20 protein-coding genes are annotated in these 18,169 nt (G+C 39.3%); 16 read left to right on the top strand and 4 right to left on the bottom strand.

The features are described 5' to 3' along the window. Positions 1-66 precede the first annotated feature (66 nt). From V6C17_RS01905 to V6C17_RS01895, 3 genes are all read left to right on the top strand, one after another. Complete coding sequence (locus tag V6C17_RS01905; RefSeq protein WP_333520857.1) at positions 67-1,773, top strand: methyl-accepting chemotaxis protein; 1,707 nt, start codon at positions 67-69, stop codon at positions 1,771-1,773. Between the two features lie 141 nt (positions 1,774-1,914). Next, positions 1,915-2,550 (top strand): phosphoribosyltransferase, encoded by a 636-nt coding sequence (locus V6C17_RS01900; RefSeq protein WP_333520856.1) that lies wholly within the window; start codon positions 1,915-1,917, stop codon positions 2,548-2,550. 84 nt (positions 2,551-2,634) lie between these two features. Continuing rightward, the gene (locus V6C17_RS01895) at positions 2,635-2,886 is read left to right on the top strand and encodes a hypothetical protein (protein WP_333520855.1); all 252 of its coding nucleotides are present in this window, start codon (positions 2,635-2,637) and stop codon (positions 2,884-2,886) included. A 64-nt stretch (positions 2,887-2,950) separates the two neighbouring features. Here V6C17_RS01895 and V6C17_RS01890 read toward each other — a convergent pair whose 3' ends face one another. After that, positions 2,951-3,463, bottom strand: coding sequence for a DUF1003 domain-containing protein (locus V6C17_RS01890; RefSeq protein ID WP_333520854.1), 513 nt, complete (start codon positions 3,461-3,463; stop codon positions 2,951-2,953). Between the two features lie 204 nt (positions 3,464-3,667). Here V6C17_RS01890 and V6C17_RS01885 point away from each other — a divergent pair, with 204 nt between their 5' ends. The 3 genes from V6C17_RS01885 (at position 3,668) to V6C17_RS01875 (ending at position 4,589) form a co-directional block, all read left to right on the top strand. Then, entirely contained in the window at positions 3,668-3,841 is a 174-nt protein-coding gene (locus V6C17_RS01885; RefSeq protein WP_333520853.1) for a hypothetical protein, read from the top strand. Positions 3,842-3,996: 155 nt separating this feature from the next. Then, a complete protein-coding gene (locus tag V6C17_RS01880; RefSeq protein WP_333520852.1) occupies positions 3,997-4,224 on the top strand; it encodes a hypothetical protein in 228 nt (75 codons plus the stop codon). Positions 4,225-4,313: 89 nt separating this feature from the next. Beyond that, positions 4,314-4,589 (top strand): hypothetical protein, encoded by a 276-nt coding sequence (locus V6C17_RS01875; RefSeq protein WP_333520851.1) that lies wholly within the window; start codon positions 4,314-4,316, stop codon positions 4,587-4,589. 56 nt (positions 4,590-4,645) lie between these two features. On the opposite strand, the gene V6C17_RS01870 is transcribed toward V6C17_RS01875, so the two are convergent. Further along, complete coding sequence (locus tag V6C17_RS01870; RefSeq protein ID WP_333520850.1) at positions 4,646-5,071, bottom strand: acyl-CoA thioesterase; 426 nt, start codon at positions 5,069-5,071, stop codon at positions 4,646-4,648. Between the two features lie 374 nt (positions 5,072-5,445). Here V6C17_RS01870 and citG point away from each other — a divergent pair, with 374 nt between their 5' ends. The 8 genes from citG (at position 5,446) to V6C17_RS01830 (ending at position 12,672) form a co-directional block, all read left to right on the top strand. Then, positions 5,446-6,822, top strand: coding sequence for a triphosphoribosyl-dephospho-CoA synthase CitG (gene citG, locus V6C17_RS01865; protein WP_333520849.1), 1,377 nt, complete (start codon positions 5,446-5,448; stop codon positions 6,820-6,822). Positions 6,823-6,874: 52 nt separating this feature from the next. Beyond that, entirely contained in the window at positions 6,875-8,131 is a 1,257-nt protein-coding gene (locus V6C17_RS01860) for an HD-GYP domain-containing protein (RefSeq protein WP_333520848.1), read from the top strand. Between the two features lie 176 nt (positions 8,132-8,307). Further along, complete coding sequence (locus V6C17_RS01855) at positions 8,308-8,688, top strand: response regulator (protein WP_333520847.1); 381 nt, start codon at positions 8,308-8,310, stop codon at positions 8,686-8,688. Then, positions 8,688-9,491 carry an HD-GYP domain-containing protein gene (locus V6C17_RS01850; protein ID WP_333520846.1) on the top strand — a complete coding sequence of 268 codons (804 nt, stop codon included), beginning with the start codon at positions 8,688-8,690 and terminating at the stop codon, positions 9,489-9,491. The genes V6C17_RS01855 and V6C17_RS01850 overlap by 1 nt, the downstream gene beginning before the upstream one ends. 86 nt (positions 9,492-9,577) lie before the next feature. Further along, a complete protein-coding gene (locus V6C17_RS01845; protein WP_333520845.1) occupies positions 9,578-10,288 on the top strand; it encodes a peroxiredoxin in 711 nt (236 codons plus the stop codon). A gap of 156 nt (positions 10,289-10,444) precedes the next feature. After that, entirely contained in the window at positions 10,445-11,425 is a 981-nt protein-coding gene (locus V6C17_RS01840) for an AEC family transporter (RefSeq protein WP_333520844.1), read from the top strand. 68 nt (positions 11,426-11,493) lie between these two features. Continuing rightward, on the top strand, positions 11,494-12,054 hold the full coding sequence (locus V6C17_RS01835; RefSeq protein ID WP_333520843.1) for a TIGR00725 family protein: 561 nt from the start codon (positions 11,494-11,496) through the stop codon (positions 12,052-12,054). 84 nt (positions 12,055-12,138) lie between these two features. Then, on the top strand, positions 12,139-12,672 hold the full coding sequence (locus tag V6C17_RS01830; protein WP_333520842.1) for a hypothetical protein: 534 nt from the start codon (positions 12,139-12,141) through the stop codon (positions 12,670-12,672). A gap of 108 nt (positions 12,673-12,780) precedes the next feature. On the opposite strand, the gene V6C17_RS01825 is transcribed toward V6C17_RS01830, so the two are convergent. Continuing rightward, positions 12,781-13,446, bottom strand: a complete 666-nt coding sequence (locus V6C17_RS01825) for a nitrite reductase (protein ID WP_333520841.1) — start codon at positions 13,444-13,446, stop codon at positions 12,781-12,783. A 226-nt stretch (positions 13,447-13,672) separates the two neighbouring features. On the opposite strand from V6C17_RS01825, the gene V6C17_RS01820 reads away from it, so the two are divergent. Then, entirely contained in the window at positions 13,673-15,478 is a 1,806-nt protein-coding gene (locus V6C17_RS01820) for a heme NO-binding domain-containing protein (RefSeq protein ID WP_333520840.1), read from the top strand. A gap of 139 nt (positions 15,479-15,617) precedes the next feature. Here the strand turns inward: V6C17_RS01820 and V6C17_RS01815 are convergent, their stop codons facing one another. Next, the gene (locus V6C17_RS01815; protein WP_333520839.1) at positions 15,618-15,983 is read right to left on the bottom strand and encodes a methylglyoxal synthase; all 366 of its coding nucleotides are present in this window, start codon (positions 15,981-15,983) and stop codon (positions 15,618-15,620) included. A 202-nt stretch (positions 15,984-16,185) separates the two neighbouring features. Here V6C17_RS01815 and V6C17_RS01810 point away from each other — a divergent pair, with 202 nt between their 5' ends. Then, on the top strand, positions 16,186-18,096 hold the full coding sequence (locus V6C17_RS01810; RefSeq protein ID WP_333520838.1) for a sigma-54-dependent Fis family transcriptional regulator: 1,911 nt from the start codon (positions 16,186-16,188) through the stop codon (positions 18,094-18,096). Positions 18,097-18,169 lie beyond the last annotated feature (73 nt).

Raw genomic sequence — 18,169 nt, 5'->3', positions numbered from 1 at the left:
AGGAATTTATCAGAAAAGTGAAGAAGTATTAGAATATTCAAAGTTGATTCAGGAGGGCAGTAAACTATGAACACAAAAGGCACTAGGTTACCTATCATTGTTCAGTTATCCTCGATGTTTGGTATCGTGGTATTTTTGCTATTATCATTATTAGGTTATGTATTATATCATTTAAATGATGTGGGTAGTATGGCAGGGAGTTTAGTAACTCATACATCAGCTCGCTCGCTGATGTTAAAAGATGCGCATACTGATTTTACAAGAGCTCTTCTAGCAATGCGCGGCTTCTTGTTTTACCCAGACGGTGCAGCTACCTACGAAAAAAGCTATCGTGATGAAATTCAAAAAAGCTTAGAAACGGCTAAAAAGTATAACGAAACTTCTACGCAGGGTGACACTAAAGAAGAAGGTGCAAAGCTTGCAAAGTTAATCGGTGATTATGTTGTGTTAGGGGATAAGGTAATTGCCGCTAAAAAGGCAAATGATCCAAACTTATCACAAATAACTGGTCAAGGAAGACAGCTGGTTGCTGATATTGATGCCCAGTTTGTAAAACTCAACAAGATTCAGGGAGATTATCTAACTAATAAGAGTAACTATGTTATGGAGCACAGCAAGTCGCAAGTTAATTTGGCTGTGACAGTTAGTGTAGTAATCCTTCTCTTTGTAATTGGTCTAGTTTATACATACAGCAGAAACTTATCTAATCGTCTTAAAAACGTAAGTGCGGAGTTGGCCGAGGTCGGAAGACTGGACTTAACAGGAAAAGAATTGCAGCCTACTCGAAATGATGAGATAGGTGATATGGGTCTTGTTATAATCGAGATGCGCAAAGCCTTAAGGGCTTTCGTAAGTCAGCTGCATACAACTGGTCAAATGCTGGCTGCATCTGGTGAGGAACTTAGTGCTACAGTGGATGAACACCTCACAGCAGTACAAACTGTCGCTAGCAGTGTTGAGACTATAGCAGTGGGCGCAAATCAAAACTCAGATAATATCAGTAATATATCTGCTACTTTGCAGCAAGTATCGGCTGGTGCTCAGCAAATTAGTGCAACGGCGGGCGAGGTTAATAATAAAACACATGACGCGGTAAAAGAAGCGGATAACGGTATGAATATGTTAACTGCAGTTGTGGGACAAAACGAGCAGATTGCAGACGCTATGAAAGAAATAACTGATGTAACATCAAAGTTAGCCCGTGGTTCGGAAGATATTAAAGGTATCGTAGGTGTTATCAATGATATTGCTGGGCAGACAAATTTACTTGCATTGAATGCAGCTATTGAAGCAGCCCGTGCTGGAGAAGCGGGACGTGGTTTTGCAGTTGTCGCTGAAGAAGTTCGTAAACTTGCGGAACAAAGTGCTAATGCAACTAAAGATATTGGTGAGATTATAGGCAATATGGGAAGTGAAATTGCTTTTGCTGTGGATACAGTAGAAAGAGCAAACAATGAAGTAAGTAAAGGAAAATCTTCTGCTACTGATACTCAAAAGGGCTTTGAATCGATAATCGCAACTTTAGGGACAGTAAAAAATGGGATAGAGCAGATTGCTGTTGCAATCGATGAAACTGCTAAAGGAACTCAAGCCATGGTTGGTAGTGTTCAGAACATCAGCAAAATAGCTGAGGAAACGTCTGGAAATAGCCAAACAGTTGCGGCAACGGTAGAAGAACAATCTGCCAGTATGCATGAAATCAGTAGTAATGCTGATTCATTGGCGAAACTTGCAACTGAGTTAAACGGGATTGTTAGACAATTTAAAGTATAATATAAAAACTCCTCCGTTTTCGGAGGAGTTTTATATTATACTGGTTTTGTTAAAAATATTATTAAAGTCAGTAATGAATAGTATAACTAAAGCCATAACCGCTCAGAATTATATATAGAATATGATTGAGTGGGTGTATTAATGTTTAAAAATCGATTAGAAGCTGGAGAAATTTTAGCAGAAATAATTAAAGAGCGTTCACTGTCCGAGCCGTATCTATTAGCCGTTCCGCGTGGGGGAGTTGTAGTAGCTGTCCCAATTGCCCAAAAATTAGGTGTGGGGTTAGGTGTACTGATTGCGAGGAAAATTGGCCATCCGCTAAATCCAGAAGTTGCGATTGGAGCGGTTATGCCTGATGGTAGTGCCGTCTATGATCCTAAACAGCTGAGCAGCCTTGGTGTTGGCGAAAGTCAAATAAAAGCAATGATTAAACACGAGCTTAATGAGATTCAGCGGCGATTGATTGAGTATACTGGTAACAGCGCTTTACCTAACATACAGGGTAAAACAGTGGTTATTGTTGATGACGGAATTGCCACTGGATATACTATAAAGGCTGCAATTCAGTGGCTGAAAACGTTAAATCCAGGTAAAATTACTATTGCTGTGCCTGTAGCACCGCCAGAAGTAATTAGTGAATTAGATGAGTATGACGTTGAAGTGATTTGCCCAGTTCAGCCGGAAATGTTTATGGCTGTTGGAATGTATTATGAAGATTTTTCTCAGACAGAGGACGATGAGGTAATAAAATATTTAAAGAAATACAAATTAGCATAAATCACTAAAAAAGCTAGCCCCTTTTTTTTACTTTGTAACTAACTAAGCCCCTTTTGTATAATATATCGTAGCGGAGGGGTGAGTATGGGCTTTTTTAGTTTTTTTAGGCGGGAAAACTTATTGTTTTGGGCAATAATGTTAGATTTAGCTTGTGACTGTATTGACTTTGCCGTTGCATTTGATAATCAAAGACAACACCGCAAAAATATTGAGAAACAGAAAAAAGACAAGCGCGATAAACTGGAAGAATTAGAACAGCGCAGTCGGGATTTAGAGTCAGAAGTAGAACTTCTTAAAATGAAATTACTCGAACTAACTAAAGAAGAAAAATCATAAGTTGCAACAAGCTTACAAATCCGCTGACAGTATGTCGATATGGACCCTGAGTTCTCAGGGTCTTTTATTGTTTAGATTTATCTTGGGAACTTATCTCGGAAGTATTTTTAGTAATCCTTTCTATTCTATTAATTAATTCGGCGATTATTGTATCTTGATGGACTAGGTGGGCCATGATTACCTGTATCTCTTCTTCCGCTTTTCTGTTGATTAGATAATCTTGTTCAGCCATAAGGCGGTCTTTCTCGGCTTGGCGGTTTTGACTCATCATTACAACAGGGCCGGTATATGCTGCTTGAAAGCTAAGGGCTAAGTTAAGCAAAATGAATGGGTATGGATCCCAGGAGGCAAAAAAGGAAGGGTCTGAGCTGGCCATGTAGGCGAGATAAGAATTTGTACAGACCCAAACAACTATTGCTATACTTTGATAGATTATAAACGGCCAGCTTCCTACAACGTTAGCAACTTTGTCTGCAATAAACTGGCCGAAAGTGAGATTATCGCGAAATTGACGATTTACGTTTTGGATAATGTTTGTTTGAACTTTATATCTAGCGGCAGGACCTTGTAGGTTCATATGTCTATTCTCCTATCTTAGTACTTCTCTATTATTTTATTATCTAAAGTTGTTATAGTGTGCTACTTTATCTTAAGGTAAAGGTAACATTGAAAAGCAGTTAATTTCAATTATTTGTAAATTTTAGTGATAAGCAACAGGTTATTACAAATATTGCAGATAATAGAGTGTATGCTTATGATAGTGTGACTAGGAGGGGATAGGTTGGAGCCTATAGCAGTTAAAGAAAAAATAATTGATATATCTTCAAAATTAAAGCAAAGCGATCTTGACGCCGACACGCGAGAGCAACTAATGGCGGAATTAGTAAAATGGTGTGAACAGTATTTTGCATTATATAATAAGCTTAAGGCTGTACCTAAATTAGCGCTTCAATAGAAAGTGTTAATCCTTCCGAGTATTTCGGAAGGATTTTTTTCATTTCAGCCAGAAATGTATAAGTATAGGAACTAAATGGATGAATTACAATTTACTTCTATAATTATGTCGTATTGTATTTGGGTGGCTGTTTAATTATTAGAGAGGTGAGGTCCATGAACAAAAATAAGGGCATTCAACCTGTCGGTGCAATTGCAAGTATCTTAAAAGCCAAACAGCTTGGAAAAGTACGTGTGTTTAAACGACCCGAATATCTTCCAAATCCTAAGAAAAAAAAGACTGCCACACAAGACGACAGTAAAGAACACGACCGCGATCAACTAAGTAATTTTGCTAAGCAAAGTTTAGATGGCGTGGGCGGGTTAGTTGATTTTAAAATATAAAAACTTTGGCATAATAACCAAGTATAACGCTGTGAAGGATATGCGTTATTTTTGACGAAACAAAGAAAAAAGCGAAAGGGATGTTTAATATGAGTAAGGCTAATCAGTGGATGCAGGAATTGGGACTTTCTGATGAAAAATTTCAAAGTATAGTGGGCGAATTAAAGACTGCAGTTGAGCAGCACAATAATAAAGTACCTTATGAGACTTTTGAAAATCAACTTAAAAATAGCGGATTTAGTAAGGCTGATGCCCAAAAATTTATGGCTATTCTATATAATAAAGGTTTATATCTCGAGACAATAAACTCTTGGGATTATAAACCATTTGAGCTAGTAAAATATATTAGACAGCTGGAAAGCTAGTTATTGAATGTAAAATAATAAGAGAGACTTTAGGCTCAAACCTAAAGTCTCTCTTATTATTTTTTGAAAAAAGCACGGGCTTTCTCTTGAAGTTCTATATCTTCAGGGGTCTTAGCTTCAATTGTAAGTCCATGAGGGGAGGCTTTCCCATTTTCGTCTACGTGGATAAAAGTTAGAAAGCCATCGACAACAAATTCATTAGTATGGCCTAAACTTACTTTTACATATGAGACTAAGCTGGTCCGGCCGGCATAAACGACTTTACTCTCATATCGCAGAAGGCTGCCTCTTTTTACGGGTCTAGTAAATAGCATGCCATGAATGTTTAGGCAGACGGTGCTTTCGGTAGTTGTAAGGCTGGATGCTGCGACAAAACCTGCTTCTACGACCCATTCAGCTCCTCGGCCTGCATATAATGTACCATGGTGATTTAAATCGGCGCTTTTAACAAGATGGTGGATGACATATGTTTGAACGTCCATAAGATTCTCCTTATTTTCGAATATTTTGACACTCTTGTATATTGTATACATTTATATTTATAATCTTAGGAGAATTAAGTTTCTTTGTCAAACAGAATATTTATGAAATTTAGACAATTTCTATAGGTGATATTCGAAATACAGAGCTATGCTAGTTTTTATGCTAATTTCATATGCATTTCTCAGGAGGATGCCATGTTGACCGAATGGACAAGAATTCATATAATATAATTACGTAAGATATTCCAAATAAAGAATGCTTTCTTGAACATAAAACTATGGACTTGGCTGCAGCCAAGTCCATAGTTTCATAATATCTGATGTGTGCTCATGTAGTGGTGGTGACCCGTAAATTAAAAGAATGTGGTGAAGAAATGCCAAAAGTGACTCTAAATGATATGCTGATAGCAAAAGAAGTGCGGAAAAATCGCCAAGACGAAATGCGGCAAAATAATGCTTACCCAATAGTCAGCATTACAATAAACATGCCAGGTCAAGAAAAGGACTCGCCAATCTTGCGAAAACTGCGAGACTACGCTGTTGGCGAAATAAGGAACCAACTAGAAGTTATAAAAGAATATACAAGTAATGCTTTGACTGGTCCAGAAGCAATTTTGGCTGTCAAAGGTGATGCAAAATATATTAAGGCGCTAGCGGTAGCAATTGAAGAACAATATAGCTTTACTCGTCTATTAGATATTGACGTATTTAGCAATGAAGGACAATTAATATCGCGGCATGAAAGCGGGCAAAAAAGGAAATGTCTTATATGTAATGATCTAGCTGTGTTATGTATGCGGGAGGGCAGGCATAATGCTGTAGAACTTAGTTTAGCGGTAAGGCAGCTCATAGATCAATTTTCGGCATACCTTACAAGATTTATCAGCCCATCTGCTGAGGAGATTGGAGCACTAGCAGTCGAAGCAATGTTGTATGAGGTATCAGCTAGTCCTTCTCCTGGTTTGGTAGATCGAGTTAATAATGGCGCACATAAGGATATGGATTTTTACTCCTTTATGTCTAGTACTGCTTCCTTAGGTATTACAATGGCACGCTGTGCCCAAGCTGGGATGATGCACGAAGGAAAACTGAGTGAACTTCTGCCAATACTCCGATGGATAGGACGTGAAGGGGAAGTAGCAATGTTCAGCTCGACTTATGGGGTTAATACTCAGAAAGGACTTCTGTTTTCTTTAGGAATTACAGCCGCCGCTGCAGGATTTTCGAAGAAGTTAGCTGGTAAGCGTTCTCCAGAAGAGCTCTTGGAAAAGGTCGCGGAAATAACTGAGGGTATTGTTGAAAGAGAGCTTAAAACTATACGTGATAACAAGCCAATAACGGCTGGTGAAAAATTATATCAAAAATATGGCATTACTGGAATTCGGGGTGAACTAGAACAAGGAATCCCTACCGTTCGTGATATAGCGTTGCCTGCTTTGCGCAAAGCCCTGACTGCTGGGCTTAATGTAAATGATGTTTTAATTCAAACGCTTCTTGAGATAATTGCAAATATTGATGATACTACCGTGATGAATCGTCATAATCCGGACAAAATGGCTAAGTTAGTACGCCCTAAGGTGCGGCAAGTGCTTAGTATTGGTGGAATGTACACCGATAATGGGAGAGATGCAGTTTTTGAGCTTGATAGGGAATTTATTTGCAGTAACATTAGTCCAGGCGGTGCCGCAGATCTGTTAGCAGTAACTTGGTTTGTACATCGTCTGACAGCAAGCACCGTTGTCTGCGTATAGTTTATATATAAATGTTTTACTTAATGATAATGCAATTTTGGGAGAAGAAAATATGCAATTTAATATCCATCCGATAAATTTATTACGTGCTCTTTCGATGGCATTAGAGCTTTCGACAGGGGGATTATCACGGCATCATTGGCGTACTGCGATGATAAGCGGGCGAATCGCCGAATATATTGGGTTAGATGAGGCCCAGCAGCAGACAATTATATATGCTGCTCTTTTACACGATATTGGTGCAGCTTCAAGCTGGGAAGAGAAGAAGAAATTACATATCTTTAATACCAATAATCAGGAGATATTTCATCATGCTGAAGCTGGTTATGAGCTATTAAAAGATTCGCCGCAGCTAGGATTACTGGCGGAGCCTATTCGTCATCATCACGACTATTGGGACGGAAGTAATCCAACAAGATTATTCGGAAAAACCATTCCGATAGCTAGTCGAATTATCAATCTAGCAGACAGGCTTGAAGTTCTACTGCGCGATAATGTACCAATTTTCGAACAAAGACCAGATATATTATCAGCTATTCGCAAATTAAGTGGGATTTACTTTGATCCGGACCTGGTAAAGGCTCTTCATGAGTTCGCAAGACAGGAGAGCTTCTGGTTGGATCTAGTCAACCCCCATTATTATAATAACTTCTTTAAGAGCATCAGCTCATATGGAATAATGAAATTCACAGTTGATGATGTTATTAATATAGCGGAAATATTCGCAACGATTATTGACCGAACCAGTTCTTTTACAGCAAGTCACTCTCGGAGTGTCTCAATCATGGCTGCCTATTTAGCTGAGGCCAAAGGGTATAGTTCTGAAGAGATTAAGGCTATGCGTATTGCTGGCTTATTACATGATTTAGGCAAGTTGGCTGTACCTAATGAAATTCTAGAAAAGCCTGGGAAACTTAACGAGTGGGAGTTTGCTATGGTAAAACAGCATACCTACTATACCTATCGTATATTGGAACAAATTGATGGATTTGACATCATTGCTGAATGGGCGGCGTATCACCATGAAACTCTAGACGGCTCGGGTTATCCCTTTAGAATAAATGAAAAGTCACTAAGGTTAGGGTCTAGAATTGTGGCAGTGGCGGATGTGTTTGTTGCTCTAACAGAAAACCGGCCATATCGGGCGACTCTTCCATTAGGCAGGGTTGAGCAAATTATGCAAGGCATGGTGTCTAATCGAAAACTGGACGGTAATATTGTCGCAGATTTGTTTGGTAATTGCCAAGAAGCGTATGGCTTAATGCAAGCATCAATATCTGATGAGGTCCGTAAAGTTTCAGGTGCTTAGAATGAGATTATTGAGAGCTTAACCTTATTTTAAGAATAATCAAAAAGGCAATTTACTGCATGCAGTGAATTGCTTTTTCTATTGCCCCACTGATAAATAAATACAATAAATGAAAAAAAAGGAAATATAACATTGATGTCTAAATATTAGGTATATTCTTAAAATGAGGTGAATTGGTGCGTATACTTATAGCTGACGATTCTACTCTATGCCGCCTTACTATAAAACGGTTTCTATCTTGGAATAAATGCTATGATATTGCTGAAGCTGCGAACGGGGTTGAAGTATTAGAACAGCATCGGGTCTTTAAACCGGATTTAATTTTTATGGATATAACTATGCCTGTTTTAGATGGTATATCTGTTTTAAGAATCATATCAAAGATTGATAAAACGGTAAAAATAGTTATCGTGTCATCCTTAGGCAATCAGCGTTTTATACATGCTGAATCGCTCAAACAAGGTGCGTTTTTTACGTTGCCCAAACCCGTAAATCAGGATTCTTTAATGCAGGTTTTAGATGCAGTGCAAAAGTTAGCGAATGTAGGTGGGAAATAGTGCAGAAGATCACGGTTGATGAGCTTCAAGAGGGCATGGTTTGTGGAAAGACCATCTATGATGATCGTGGTACTTTGCTGATTTCACGTGGCGCCAAAATAACCAAATCTTATATACAGGGGCTGAAAAAGTATAATATCGGGCTAATTCCGATAGAAAGCGGACAGCTAAGTGAAGCTAAGCTGGATTCGTTAGTTAAACCAACCCGTCAATTTACTGCCTGTAAAGCTTTAATTAGTGATATCGATCAATACAGAACAGTTAAGGTTTGCAGATATTTAGACAAGGTAGAAGAAGTTTTATATCAGGCGATAGAAAAACATTATGTAAAAGAGTATCTGAACTCCATGATGCAAAATGACATTCTTTACAAGCATTCTGTGCGTACAGCGATACTCGCTGTTTGTATGGGTATCCAGAACGAATATAGCAACAGCGATTTAGAATATCTGACTATAGCTGCCCTAATGCATGATGTAGGTATGGGCAGGAAGTTTAGTGAAGAAAACAGCGAACATGCTTTTGTCGGTTTTAACAAGTTACGTCAAAATAATGATATAGATATGATAGTGGCGTTAGTCTGCTTGCAGCACCATGAGCGACATGATAGCAAGGGTTATCCTATTGGATTTGGAAAAAACGAGATTATTGAATTTGCCCGTATAATTGCTGTAGCTGACTACTACGATAGGTTGATTTTAAAAAAATGTACTCCGTACCAAGCGGTTTTTAAGGTAATTGCCGGCAAAGGAAATATGTTCGATCCGGCAAGTATCAGTTTGTTTGAAGCAACATTACGTTAGCTGGTACCCTTTCATCGGCAGACGCATAAAATATTACATAATATATAGCTATCCAAGCAAGGACACCGCTGGGAGGAAGTGTATATATGGATGTAAAAATGCCGCTGATAGGAGATAAGTTTCCTGAGATCACAGTTAAAACGACTCAGGGGACAATTTCATTGCCTAGTCATTATTCTGGTAAGTGGCTTGTTTTATTTAGTCATCCTGCCGACTTTACCCCTGTTTGTACGACAGAATTTATCTCCTTTGCCAAACACTACAGTGATTTTCAGGAGTTGAATACTGAGCTTTTAGGGTTATCGGTGGATCAGGTTTTCCCACACTTAAAATGGGTACAATGGATAGATAATAATTTTGATGTAAAAATTAAGTTTCCGATAATAGCAGATGATCAAGGTATTATTGCTAAAAAATTAGGCATGATACATCCAAATAAGGCGACTAATACTGTTAGGGCAGTTTTTGTAGTGGATAATAAAGCTATAGTAAGAGCGATAATTTACTATCCGCAAGAAGTTGGTCGAAACATGCAGGAAATTTTAAGATTAGTCAAAGCTCTCCAGACGACCGATAACGATGGAGTGGCAACCCCAGCTAACTGGCCGTGTAATGAAGTAATTGGCAGTGACGTTATAATACCCCCGCCGGCTACTGAAAAATTAGCTAAGGAACGTCTTAGAAAAATAAATATGGGTGAACTGGAGGGGTTTGATTGGTGGTTTACCTATAGAAAAGGCGGAGTAGGTAGTAAAAAGGACGTTTGTAAATACAAGTACTACGAAGATTATGATTAAATTAGGCTAATAAAAAGCATTAATAACGCTTATGAGAGATCATGAGCGTTATTAATGCTTTTATTTGTTTGTTAACTTGATGTTTTGTCATTTTGTGGTATGGTAATAATATCTGACTTAAAAACTTATATAAAGTGATCTAACCAATAGAACTACATGAAAGCTGGTGACTTGCTTCTAGCTCTACTTATGGATATTAAACATAAACTAATTTACTTTGCTATTGATCTTATTTTGCCGATAGCTATTGGCTACCTTTGTAAATACCAAAAGAGATTAGGCGAAAATTTTTTTAATAAATTGATCTTAAATAATATATTGGTGGTGTATCCGGCATTATCAATGCTTAGTTTTTGGGTGCTGCCGCTCAAAGCGGATTTAGTCTGGCTGCCAGTGCTAGGACTAGCAATGGGGGTAATTCCTGGTGTAATCGCTTACTTTATTGCAGAGCGCAAATATAATAGTGATTTGGACCGAGGTAGTTATGTCATGTCCGCTATTTTATCTAATTTAGGAACAATAGGCGGCTTATGTGTTTTCTTACTATATGGGGAAACAGGTTATGCGTATCAGCAGCTAGTGGTACTGTTTCAATACATCTTAATGTTTATGTTCTGTTACCCACTCGCTCAATATTATTATCAGAAATCACAAAAAGGTAAAGTTGAAAACAAAATATCAGTCAAAGCAGTGCTTTTCAGTCGTAATCAGCTAGCCGTCGTCGGAATAATGTGTGGCGTCGCTTTACAGGCAGCAAATGTTGAGCGACCAGAGCTGCTAGGAATGATTTTTAACCCATTAGTACATTTTGGTGCATGGACAGCACTGATCCCTGTTGGATATTCGGTTGATTTTGGGAAGCTTCGGGAACAATACAGAAGTATTATTGATTTGATTCCCTTGAAGTTTATTGTTACGCCAGTAATCACATATAGTTTAGCACGGCTTGTAATAAGCGATCCGATAATGCTAAACAGTATTTTAGTGCTGTCATGCACTCCTACTGCTGTGAATGCTGTTATTACTTCGCGGATCTATGGACTCAATTTGCACATATCGGTGGCTGCTTTTATATTGACAACATTAATTTTCCTTATGGTTATCTACCCGATTTTGTTTTTTAGTCTTTCAGTCTAATTTAATAATTTGATAGTTTAGTAACGGGATTAGCAAAATTAGAATAATTATTTTAATGAGGTGGTTCAATGCTAAGAATTGGAGTTATAGGTCAGTCTGGAGAAATATCTGAAGAAGCAGCAAAGTTGGCCGAAGAAGTTGGCAGGGAAATAGCAAAAAAGGGAGCTGTCCTGCTTACTGGCGGAACGAGCGGTGTTATGGATGCTGTATCGTATGGAGCTAAGCAGCAGGGCGGCTTGGTTATAGGTATATTACCAGGTGATTCTCTGGATTGTGCGAATGATAATATTGATATACCAATAACTACAGGTTTTGGGTATGACTATCGAAGTCTTATACTTGTGCACTCTTCTGATGCACTTATTATGGTTAGTGGCGGTAATGGAACATTGGGTGAGCTTTCGGCTGCCTATCTAAACCAAAAGCCAGTAGTTGTAGTAGAGCCATCTGGGGGATGGGCTGGACGAGTGCGTGAAATAGCTTATGACGGCAGCTATTTAGATATGCGAAAAACAGTTAAAATAGGCTATGCCTCTACAGCTCAAGAAGCTGTGGCAATGGCCCTTGAAAGTATACCGCCAAGAAAATGCAAGCAACAAATTGATACTGGTAAAGTTGATGGAATGTAATGGATAAAATTGGAATAAAAAGAGTAAAGGATATTTCTACCTTTCCGTCTAAACATTATGTAAATAATGGACGGAGTGATTTATATGAAACAGCGGTACAGAAGCATTGCAAGCTTTCTTTTGATGCTGTATGTCTTGCCAGTGACAGCGGTTTCGGAAGCTTTTAGCGGGAAAGATAATTGGGTTTCTCTTGGAGCAAAAAACAGTCAATTTAGTGTCTCGTTTGGTGCACGAAGCGGTTTTTTCGGGTGGGAAATAGGTGGCTTAAACGGTGGAGATTATGCTTCCAACGATATTAAAAGCTATCCAACATCTGAAAACGGTTATATCTCACTTGGGGATAAAAATATCGACGGTCCTTACGGGCTGGATATATTACATTTTGCTGATCTGTCGAATAAGTTTACCGTGTACGGTGGAGTAGGCCTTTACTTTCAGGATAAGGCAGAAGTCGCCCAGTCAACAACTTCAGGGCTGCTTTACACTCAATCATCCAGGACCTCAACTAACGCTGCTTATTCCGGTGGTCTTCAGTTTCGGGCTAAAAAGACGCTAGCTTTCGGTCTTGGCTATCATACGGTTAGAGGTACAAATGCCCAAGTAATGGTCAAATTCTAATAGAGATTCTAATTAGAGCGCAATAGCCGCAAAATGCTGAGTCTTCCCAGCATTTTGCGGCTAATTTTAATTGTGCGAAGTATTTAATTATTCAGCAGGTTATTTCGCTTATTTTCGATAGCCAGCAGGAATAGTCTGATTAACAAAATTATCCCATCCAAGCCGATCAATGACCTGCCCCAGTCTTTCTTTAGGCTGACCGTACTTTTGATAATATGCCAAGATAGAACGAATTGCTGGGGATATTTCTTCGGAAGGCATGTTTTCGGCGATTATCCGGGCGACCTGCGCATGTCTGCCAGAATTGCCGCCAACGGCTAGCGTATATCCTTTAGCTGTCGCAAACATACCGATATCTTTTACCATTACTTCCGCACAACAATTAGGACAGCCGCTGACGCCTATGCGAAGCTTACCAGGCACTTCTTGACCAAAGAACTCACTGTCTAGTGCCAATCCTAACGCTGAACTGTCTTGCTGGGCCATAGGACAGTGCGGTTTGCTTGGGCAAGTGATTACAGCTCGCACTGACTTTGAAATAAAAGATTCTAGTTTTGTACCTAATTCTGCTAATGCCTTTTCACCATCAGCTAAGCTAAGGCCCATAATGGTAATGCCGTTTCCCATGATTTTTAAAGTTCCACCGTACTTGTCAGCTATTTCGGCGATTTTTCTAAGCTGGTCAGGATTAGTAAAACCTCCTGGGATGTGGGGGCTGACAGGAAATTTGATACGTTTATTTAAGAAGGGAATTTTCGCTAAAGGTAGAGTCATTATGTAGCCTCCTTATGAAATAATCGAAAAATAATATCTTTATATTAGCGGCTTTACTCTAAAACGGCTGTGACTTAAGTCACTATTTATGATAGTAAAAATAGGTATTTTTAATAGAAAACTAATATTAAAATGGAATTTTAAACTTTATTTCACAATATATAACAGGATATTGGCGGATGATAGCGAAGTTTTTGGTTATTAGACATAAATTACCACTAATGAGGTGTTATTTTTGAAAGGTACTGTTGTTGGGACTTGGCTTAATACATCGAGACAGCTATGGGGCGTAGAATTGACCATCGAAGCTATGAAGCATGTTGGTTGGCCTAGTGATAAAATGTTTTTGCCTACTGAAGAGATAGAAGATTCTAAGCCTAAGCAAATTGTTGCATTTCTTGCAGCAAAGCTAAATAAATCAGAGGATGAGATTTGGCTTGCAATAGGCAAAGATAACGTTAGAAGCTTTTTTAGTGTATATCCGGCATTTTTTCAGCATGAAAATCTCTATTCTTTCTTAGCGGCTATGTATGATGTTCATGTAGTAATGGTTAAACGTCTGCCAGGTGCTAACCCCCCAGAGCTTCTAATTAATCCGATATCTGAAGACGAAGCTGTTTTGAGCTACCGCTCAAAACGGGGCATGTTTGGCTATCTAAAAGGGCTGCTGACCGGTGCGGCCGAACATTTTCGAGAAGATATTAAAACTGATATTGTTGAATCCTCGGCTGAGCATATGAAAATAAAAATTAAATTTCCTAAACCAATTAGCCAAACTGTAACCTATAAGTGCAATAAGGCTTTTTCGTTAGGTTTTGTGCGCAGCCTGTCGGCAAAGATAGGAATAGCGGCTGCGGTGTTTTCACTAGCGGCTAACTTAATCTTGACGCTTGGCGGCTTTGATATTCCGCTGTGGTCTGCGCTTTTGACAGGTTTATTTGCTAGTGCGGGAGCATCGTTGTTGTTAAAACCTTTCGAAACAATAAAAATGGATTTAAAGAATATCATTGGACATAAGTACTATATTGCAACTAATCTAGATTCTAACGATGACTTCGAAGAGATTATTACTTTGATTAATGAATATAAAAAACGCCTAAAGAGTGATTTTACGGGTTTTAAAGGCACTGGCGATGAAATGAATAAATATGCTGACAACTTCAATGATCTTGCTGAAAAAATGCGCGGAACATCCAATGAGATTTCCGGAGTTGTAATGGATGTCGCTACGGCAGCTACAAGTCAAGCCGAAGAAACCACCCATGCAGTTGATATTTTAAATGGTAATCTAGAAACTCTTAAAACTGTTGTCGCTGAGCAAGAACGTAACAAGCTGCAATTAGAAGCGGCTGTGATTGAAATCAAAAATGGTTTTAGTGAGGTACAAGCGTCAAGTACTAAACTTGAAAAAAGCATGCAAAAGTTTGTTGATGTAAAAGAATCAGCCGAGAATCTACAGGCTCAGGCTAGTAAGATAAATGAAATAACTGGGATGGTTGCTGAGATTGCCGGACAGACTAACCTACTGGCTCTAAATGCCGCGATTGAGGCTGCTCGTGCTGGTGAACAAGGACGAGGATTTGCTGTTGTAGCTGAAGAAGTTAGAAAACTTGCCGAGCAGTCACATCAGCATTCGGAAAGTATTTCAAGTGACTTACAAATTCTGATGGAAATAATCAGCGGCGTTGTCGGGATGATAGAAGATGAGTATGAAATTTTAGCAAAAGAAAGCCATCAGCTTGGTGAAGTAGTTAAAGCTAATACCGATCATGTAACGAATATACACAGTGTTGCCGATAATATCGTAGATATGATTGATAAGCTGGATCGTGAAATGGGCGGGCTAAATCAGGTTTATGGTAAAATCGAATCATTAGCGGCAATATCCGAGGAAAACTCAGCAGCAAGTGAAGAGGTTAGTGCGGCTGTCGCGGTATATAATGATAAGCTGCAAGATATGATGGATAAGATCGGTGAGTTCAAGAAGGTAATTCATCACTTTACTGAAGATATGAATCACTATCGTACGTGATTAATAAAGAAAACACGGCTTGCGCCGAGCCTCCGCGAGGCGGAAGCTGATGTTTCCTATATGCATGTAAGGAACACTTATGCTTTTTATCGTACAAAAAAACAGGCTATCCAGCCTGTTTTTTACTCTTATGGGGTAATTAGTCTAATCCGTTCAGCAGGATATGTGCCGAACACTGATTTGTTGCTAGTGGCACATTGTGTACATCACATACTCTAAGCAGGGCAGTAATATCTGGTTCGTGAGGCTGAGCTGTTAGCGGATCACGGAAGAATAAAACAACGTCAACCTGCTGGGTCGCGACAAGGGCGCCTATTTGCTGGTCTCCGCCTAATGGACCTGATAAGTATGCGGTCACAGCTAGCTTAGTATTTTCTTTAATTAGCCGACCGGTAGTAGCAGTGGCGACAAGGTTGTAGCTGGAAAGCAGGTCAGAGTGAATCCTAACGAAATCCAGCATTTCCTGTTTTTTTCGGTCATGAGCAATGAGAGCAATTGTTTTCATTAAATCACCCACTTTCAAAATATCCTATTTATAGCATAACTAAATCTTGGCTTTTGGTAAAGAGGAGTTAATTTTCTGTATATTAGGTTCGTACATTATTGCGTGAAGTGTACAGGCTTGATACAATTAGGTAAGCAAACAGTTACTATTGATAATATCCTGGACATACTTAATATACAAAGAATTTTTTGGGGGTTATTTAATGATTCGTGAACAGCGAAGTAAAGAGAAATTGGAATATTACTACCGTAAATATATAAATGATAATGTGCTTGACCCAAATGTCCATCCATGGGTAGCAGATTCTTGGCAGAAAAGCCGCGAGATTGGTGTGCCGAACGATTTTATGCCAACACTAGCTAAGCTGCCTAAATCTGAATTGGCCGCACGTCAAGAAAAGAATGATGGGGCAATAAAATACCTAAATGACTTTTACCGTGAAATAAGGGAATTTTTTAATATTTATAATCTTAGCCTACTGCTTTTAGATGCTGATTGCTATGTATTAAAGAGCTATTCCCTGCCTTTTTTCCAGAAAACACCTGGTCAGATCGAAGGCGCGAGATTATCTGAGCAGGATATTGGTACCTCAAGTATTAGTATTGCCCGGGATCACAGAGTTCCATTTTTGATATTCGGTCCGGAGATGTGGGTTGAAGAGTGTCAGATGGGGGACGCCTGCTCTGCTCCTATTATCATTAATGGACAACTTGAGTATATTGTTACATTAGTTTCGGTTGAGCAGCAAGCTCTGCCGTACAGTTCGGTCGTCTCCTTATTACTAAGTATAAAACATGCAATGGAAAAGCAGATTATGCTGCTGTCGCGTTTAAAGGCACAACAAGCAATTTTGGATGCTGCTCCTTTTGCGGTATATCATATTATGCCAGGTGGAGAGGTTGCTTACACAAACAAACTAGGTCAGAGTAGGCTTGCTGGCATTGGCGGTGAAGACACTGGAAGCGGTCTTCCTAATCTTAATGATGTAGTGTTAAATTATCGCCATACACCAATTTACAAAGGTTTCAATGGTGTACCGTCATATAATAAAGAGGTTACTTGGATTACTCCACGTAAAACTTACGAAGATATTACCACTGTCGTACCTTTGGAACGGGATTCTGACCAGACGGTAAATAGTGTTGTTGCTGTTTCTCTGCCGATTGAGGATCTAAGGACACTTGTGGCTCATGCGGTAGGATATACTGCCAGATATAGTTTGGCAAGTATGATAGGAGATGCTGCGGTATTTATTAACTCTAAGGATAAGGCAGCCAGAGTTGCTCGAAACAGCACCCATCTACTGCTGCAAGGTGAAGCGGGGACAGGAAAAGAACGTATGGCTCATGGTATTCATCAGGCTAGCACGCGAGCAGCTGGTCCGTTTATTGCAATTAAATGCGGCGGTTTACCGCCAGAACGGTTAGAAGAAGAGTTGTTTGGTATTGCGGACGCTCCTGATATTAGTCGTCCAGGCAAACTAGAACTTGCCAATGGCGGCACTTTATTTATGGATGAGATTGAAAAATTACCTAAGGGCATTTCAGCCGTTTTGGCAGAAGTTCTTGCTAAAAAGGCAATGCGTCGTATCGGGGATAAGGTTGAGCGTTCGGTTGATGTAAGAATTATTGCTGCCTGCGACAGTGACTTAAAGAGACTGACAGAACGGGGCGCATTTGCTCCAGAGCTGTATGATATAATTGCGAAGAATGTAATTAGAGTACCTGCGCTCAGGACGAGGAAAGAAGACATTCCAGCTCTTGCAGAGCATATTATTAGTGAAGTTGCAGAGCAGCATCAGATTGGTATAAAGCGAATTTTGCCTGAGACGGCTGAGCTGCTGAAGTCTTATGAGTGGCCAGGTAATATAAAACAGCTTCAGGGCGTAGTAGAATATGCGTTTTTTAACACCACTAGTGATGAAATTCGTCCTGAAGATATTAATCTAATGGGTGATATTAGGCCTGATACCTCCTGGAAAGAGGATCGTGATGTCTTTATTAAGGCGTGGCAGGCTGCTGGCGGTAATATCAGCAGACTGGCAAATATGCTGGATGTCAGTAGAGTTACTCTATACCGGTATCTGAAAAAATATGGACTAGAAAAAGCTTAAAAAGCAAAAAAACAGCCGTTCTATATCCTCATCTTGATGAGGCATTAGAGCGGCTGGTTTCTGAGCCTATATC

It is taken from the genome of Dendrosporobacter sp. 1207_IL3150, from assembly GCF_036763085.1.
Classification (GTDB): domain Bacteria; phylum Bacillota; class Negativicutes; order DSM-1736; family Dendrosporobacteraceae; genus JBAIYU01.
Note: the sequence above shows the minus strand (reverse complement) of the source record. Positions and strands in the feature narration are given on the sequence as shown.

What these genes read in the sequence shown, in the direction of transcription:
- V6C17_RS01905 (WP_333520857.1), top strand. Translation starts at nt 67, where the DNA reads ATGAACACAAAAGGCACTAGGTTACCTATCATTGTTCAGTTATCCTCG.
- V6C17_RS01900 (WP_333520856.1), top strand. Translation starts at nt 1,915, where the DNA reads ATGTTTAAAAATCGATTAGAAGCTGGAGAAATTTTAGCAGAAATAATT.
- V6C17_RS01895 (WP_333520855.1), top strand. Translation starts at nt 2,635, where the DNA reads ATGGGCTTTTTTAGTTTTTTTAGGCGGGAAAACTTATTGTTTTGGGCA.
- V6C17_RS01890 (WP_333520854.1), bottom strand. Translation starts at nt 3,463, where the DNA reads ATGAACCTACAAGGTCCTGCCGCTAGATATAAAGTTCAAACAAACATT.
- V6C17_RS01880 (WP_333520852.1), top strand. Translation starts at nt 3,997, where the DNA reads ATGAACAAAAATAAGGGCATTCAACCTGTCGGTGCAATTGCAAGTATC.
- V6C17_RS01875 (WP_333520851.1), top strand. Translation starts at nt 4,314, where the DNA reads ATGAGTAAGGCTAATCAGTGGATGCAGGAATTGGGACTTTCTGATGAA.
- V6C17_RS01870 (WP_333520850.1), bottom strand. Translation starts at nt 5,071, where the DNA reads ATGGACGTTCAAACATATGTCATCCACCATCTTGTTAAAAGCGCCGAT.
- citG (WP_333520849.1), top strand. Translation starts at nt 5,446, where the DNA reads ATGCCAAAAGTGACTCTAAATGATATGCTGATAGCAAAAGAAGTGCGG.
- V6C17_RS01860 (WP_333520848.1), top strand. Translation starts at nt 6,875, where the DNA reads ATGCAATTTAATATCCATCCGATAAATTTATTACGTGCTCTTTCGATG.
- V6C17_RS01845 (WP_333520845.1), top strand. Translation starts at nt 9,578, where the DNA reads ATGGATGTAAAAATGCCGCTGATAGGAGATAAGTTTCCTGAGATCACA.
- V6C17_RS01840 (WP_333520844.1), top strand. Translation starts at nt 10,445, where the DNA reads ATGAAAGCTGGTGACTTGCTTCTAGCTCTACTTATGGATATTAAACAT.
- V6C17_RS01835 (WP_333520843.1), top strand. Translation starts at nt 11,494, where the DNA reads ATGCTAAGAATTGGAGTTATAGGTCAGTCTGGAGAAATATCTGAAGAA.
- V6C17_RS01830 (WP_333520842.1), top strand. Translation starts at nt 12,139, where the DNA reads ATGAAACAGCGGTACAGAAGCATTGCAAGCTTTCTTTTGATGCTGTAT.
- V6C17_RS01825 (WP_333520841.1), bottom strand. Translation starts at nt 13,446, where the DNA reads ATGACTCTACCTTTAGCGAAAATTCCCTTCTTAAATAAACGTATCAAA.
- V6C17_RS01815 (WP_333520839.1), bottom strand. Translation starts at nt 15,983, where the DNA reads ATGAAAACAATTGCTCTCATTGCTCATGACCGAAAAAAACAGGAAATG.
- V6C17_RS01810 (WP_333520838.1), top strand. Translation starts at nt 16,186, where the DNA reads ATGATTCGTGAACAGCGAAGTAAAGAGAAATTGGAATATTACTACCGT.